At 30.2% G+C, this 4,972-nt stretch carries 4 protein-coding genes; all 4 read left to right on the top strand.

The genetic code is table 11. The annotated features are described in order from the left end of the window. Nucleotides 1–108: 108 nt before the first annotated feature. On the top strand, nucleotides 109–1,134 hold the full coding sequence (gene hrcA / locus ON17_RS02495) for a heat-inducible transcriptional repressor HrcA (RefSeq protein WP_017191924.1): 1,026 nt from the start codon (nucleotides 109–111) through the stop codon (nucleotides 1,132–1,134). 34 nt (nucleotides 1,135–1,168) lie between these two features. Then, a complete protein-coding gene (locus ON17_RS02490) occupies nucleotides 1,169–1,900 on the top strand; it encodes a nucleotide exchange factor GrpE (RefSeq protein WP_017191923.1) in 732 nt (243 codons plus the stop codon). After that, complete coding sequence (gene dnaK, locus ON17_RS02485) at nucleotides 1,884–3,710, top strand: molecular chaperone DnaK (protein WP_026072008.1); 1,827 nt, start codon at nucleotides 1,884–1,886, stop codon at nucleotides 3,708–3,710. The genes ON17_RS02490 and dnaK overlap by 17 nt, the downstream gene beginning before the upstream one ends. A 100-nt stretch (nucleotides 3,711–3,810) precedes the next feature. Continuing rightward, nucleotides 3,811–4,917, top strand: coding sequence for a molecular chaperone DnaJ (gene dnaJ / locus ON17_RS02480; RefSeq protein WP_017191921.1), 1,107 nt, complete (start codon nucleotides 3,811–3,813; stop codon nucleotides 4,915–4,917). The last annotated feature ends 55 nt before the right edge of the window (nucleotides 4,918–4,972 follow it).

The following is a 4,972-nucleotide window of genomic DNA, read 5'->3' as shown; positions in this document are numbered from 1 at the left end:
AAAAAAAGAAAAAAATAACTTTTTTATAATTTTATACTTGACATTTGATATAAAAACTAATATAATACTATTAGCAGTCATATTAAATGAGTGCCAAGGAGTATTATTTTGCTTTCTGATAGGAAAAGATTAATTTTAAAGGCCGTTGTTGAAAATTATTCTAAAGAAGATCAACCTGTTGGTTCTAAGTTGCTAGCGAGCTTGCCTTATTTAAATTTTTCCAGCGCTACTATTCGTTATGATATGGTACAATTGGAAAAAAAAGGTTATTTAAAAAAAACTCATAAATCTAGCGGCAGAATACCTTCTTTAAAAGGCTATGCTTTTTATTTTAATAATTTAATAACACGCAATAATGAAACTATTCAAATGATTTCTTTATTTGACCAAATTTTAAATAAAAAAAGTTTAAATAAAGAAAAAATTATTAAAGAAGTTTTAGAGCTATTAAGTAATTTAACTAATTATGCAACTTTAATGATAGGTCCTGATGTTTTAAAAACTAATAAAATTAATAAAATCGATTTGATTCCTTTAAATTTAGAACAGGCCCTTATTTTGATTGTGACTGATAATGGCAATGTTCAACATCAAAATATCGTTTTAGAAAAAGATAGCGAATTGTCATTGCAAGATTTGCAAATAATATTTTCTGAATTAAATCATTTGTTAATTGGTAAATATTTACATGAAGCAATAGAAATTCTGGAAAGCGATATTGTTGCTACCGTTTTTGCAGCATATATCGAATATAAAAAACAACTGGTACAATATTTGGTCGAAATTTTTTATAATTTTGCGACTGATAATTTTTATGTATATGGTGTTTCTAATTTTTACGATAATGCGGAATGCAAAAGCCTCGCTTCCGCGAAAGACATTTTTAAAATATTAGAAAATAAAGAATTAAACAGAATTTTTTTTAATTCTAAAGAAGTTATTTATAGATTCGCTAATCAAATTAGTTTAATGCCGTACAATAAATTTATGATTATTTCCATTCCTTATGATATTAATGAAAATGAAAAAGGATCAATTGCTATTTTAGGACCGACTATCATGAATTTTCAAAAAATTGTCCCCCTTTTGGAATATTTATCCGCTCATTTGTCGCAGCTATATGACAAAAAATAATTATAAATTGGAATAAATAGGAGTTTGTTTTTACATGAATAAAAATAAAAAAACACATAACAACGAAGAAAAGATGAAAAAATCAAATCATCAAACTGAAGAAGTTAAAAAAGATCAAGATTGCGGTTGTCAAGACAATAAAAAAGACAACGCTTCTCAAGAAGAAAGCAAAAACAACCAACCAGAAAAATTTTCTAAAGAGGATTGTGATGGTTGTGATAAAAAAAAGGATGAACAATCATCCTCTAATTCCCATGATAAAGACAATTCATCGTCCAAAGATGAAAAAGATTTACAAGCGGAATTATTACAATTAAAAACCGAATTAATCAATGAAAAATTAAAATCTCAAGCAGATTTAGAGAATTTGAAAAAAAGACTTCAAAAAGAAAAAGTAGCAGACGTTAAATACGCTTCTATGAATTTGATTACTGACATGTTAGTTCCTTTAGAACAATTAGGACAAGTTTTAGAAATGCCTACTGAAGATGAAATGTTGCAAAAATTTCTCTTTGGTTTTAAAATGATTAACAAGCAAATTAACGATGTTTTAGAAAAAGACGGCGTTGCAGAAATAAAAGCTTTAGGCGAGAAATTTGATCCTAAATATCATCATGCAGTAGAAAAAATTTCTGATGAGAAACAACCAAACGGCGTTAACGTTGCTGTTTTACAAAAAGGCTTTTTATACAAAGATAAAATTATTAAACCAGCTATGGTAAAAATAAATGAATGGAGTGAAAATAAAAATGGCGAAAACAAATAAAATTATTGGTATTGACTTAGGAACAACTAACTCTTGTGTTGCTGTAATGGAAGGCGGAGAATCTAAAGTTATTCCTAATGCGGAAGGTAGTAGAACTACTCCTTCAGTTGTATCGTTTAAAAACGACGAAATCATGGTAGGTGAAGTAGCTAAAAGACAAATGCTTACTAACCCTAACACCATTATTTCTGTGAAAAGACATATGGGTGAAAAAGATTATACTGTTGATGTAAACAACAAAAAATATACTCCCCAAGAAATCAGTGCTATGATTTTAAGAAATTTAAAAAAACAAGCAGAAGATTATTTAGGGGCTGAAGTTAGCGAAGCAATTATTACTGTACCTGCTTATTTCAACGACTCACAAAGACAAGCAACTAAAGATGCCGGTAAAATTGCTGGTTTAGAAGTGAAAAGAATTATTAATGAACCAACAGCAGCTGCTTTAGCTTACGGCATTGATAAAAGCGAAAAAGAACAAAATATTTTAGTTTTTGATTTAGGAGGAGGAACTTTTGATGTTTCTATCTTAAACTTAGCTGAAGGTAACTTTTCGGTTATATCTACTTCCGGCGATAACAAACTGGGTGGTGATGATTTCGATGAACGTATTATTGAATTTTTAATTAAAGAATTTAAAAAAGATAATGGAGTGGATTTATCTAAAGATAAAATCGCTACTCAAAGATTAAAAGATGCTGCTGAAAAAGCGAAAAAAGAATTAAGTGGTATCGTTTCTACGCAAATATCTTTACCTTTTATTACTATGAACCCTACAAGCGGACCTCTTCACTTAGAATACACTTTAACAAGAGCTAAATTTGATGAATTAACACGTGATTTAGTAGAACGTTGTTTAGTACCTGTTAAACGTGCTTTAACTGATGCTAGTATGAAAGCGGAAGAAATTGATCAAGTGCTTTTAGTGGGCGGTTCAACAAGAATTCCTGCTGTTCAAGAATTAGTGAAAAAAGAATTGAAAAAAGTTCCTAATAAAAGTATTAACCCTGATGAAGTAGTTGCTATGGGAGCTGCTATTCAAGGTGGTATTTTAATGGGAGACGTGAAAGATATCGTTCTTTTAGATGTAACTCCACTTTCCTTAGGGATTGAAACATTAGGTAATGTTTTCACTAAATTAATCGAAAGAAACACTACTATTCCGACTTCTAAATCACAAATTTTCTCTACTGCTGCTGATAATCAACCTTCTGTTGATATCCACGTTTTACAAGGAGAAAGACCTTTAGCGAAAGAAAATAAAACTTTAGGAAGTTTCCGTTTAAACGATATTCCACCTGCTCCAAGAGGAGTTCCTCAAATCGAAGTATCTTTTGATATTGACGTTAATGGTATTGTTTCTGTTAAAGCGAAAGATTTAGGCACTAATAAAGAACAAAAAATTACTATTTCTGGAACTGGTTCTTTATCAGAAGAAGAAATTAATCGCATGATTAAAGAAGCTGAAGAAAACGCTGAATCTGATAAAATCCAAAGAGATAAAATCGATACACGTAATAACGCAGAACAACTAATTTTCCAAACTCAAAGATCTTTAGAAGACTTGAAAGACAAAGTTAATCCTGAAGAAAAAGCTAAAGTAGAAGAACATATTAAAAACTTAGAAGAAGCTTTAAAAGGCGATGATCAAACTGTCATCAAAGAAAAATTAGAAACTTTAGAAAAAGAAGCGCAAAAAATTACTCTTCAAGCTTATCAACAAGCGCAAGAACAAGCTAAAAACGACCATGATCACGACAAAAAAGACGATAAAACAGTTGATGCTGAATTTGAAGAACAAAAAAAATAATAATCTAATTTTAATATTTTAATGAACCAAAAAAAGCCTTTATGACTTTTTTTGGTTTCTTTTATTATCATAAATTATTATTCTAATTAGGAGATTTATTTTGAAACAAAAAAAAGATTATTATAGCGTTTTAGGTTTAACTAAAGAAGCTAGCGCGAGTGAAATTAAATCCGCTTATAGAAGACTTTCTAAAAAATTTCATCCAGATGTTTCTAAAGAAGCAGATGCTGAAAGTAAATTCAAAGAAGTGCAAGAAGCTTATCAAACTTTAAACGACCCTAATAAAAAAGCTAATTATGATCGTTTTGGTCACGCTGGTGACACTGGTGGTTCTGGTGGCGGTTTTGAAGGCTTTGGCGGCGGCGGTTCGTTCAACTTTGAAGATCTTTTTGAAAATTTCTTTGGCAGTTCTGGTTCTCAACGGCAAAGGCGTAACAATAATGTTGGAGCAGACTCGCATATTGAAATTACAATTGATTTTCTAGAAGCTGCCTTAGGAGTAGAAAAAGACATTAAATTTTACGTAGAAGAAGATTGTCAACATTGTCAAGGGACAGGGGCTAAAAACGCTCAAAGTATGCAAACTTGTTCTTATTGTCATGGCAATGGTTATGTTACTATTAACCAACAAACTATTTTAGGCAATATTCCTTCTCAACAAATTTGTCCACAATGTCGTGGCGAAAAACAAACTATTTTACACAAATGTTTTTCTTGTAAGGGACAAAAAAGAGTTAAAAAAGTTAAACAAATGAATTTGCAAATACCGGCTGGTGTAGAAAGTGGTATGACTTTAAGATCGCCTCAAAACGGTAATGGCGGTCATTTAGGCGCTGCTAACGGTGATTTATTAGTAGATATCAAAGTAAGACCGCATGAACATTTTAAAAGAGATGAACAAAACATTATTACCACTCTTTTCATTGATTTTTATCAAGCTGTTTTAGGAACTACCATTAATGTAGCGACTATTTATGGCGATGTGAAACTTAAAATCCCAGCAGGCACCCAAACGGATACAAAGTTTAGGTTGAAAAACAAAGGAATAGCTTATTTAAATTCTTCTCGCAAAGGAGACCATTATGTTGTCGTTAAGATAAAAACTCCTACAAAAATCAGCAATACTGAAAAAGAACTGTTTTTAAAATTGCAAGAATTAAATAGATTAAATAATAATGTTAAAAAAAATAGATCTTGGTTTTTTTAACATTGTATTTATATTTAAGCTTTAAAAATAAAAAAATATCGCTCTTTTTTAAATA

Source organism: Poinsettia branch-inducing phytoplasma str. JR1, assembly GCF_000309465.1.
Taxonomy (GTDB): domain Bacteria; phylum Bacillota_I; class Bacilli_A; order Acholeplasmatales; family Acholeplasmataceae; genus Phytoplasma; species Phytoplasma pruni.
This window is presented reverse-complemented; position numbering and strand designations above follow the sequence as displayed.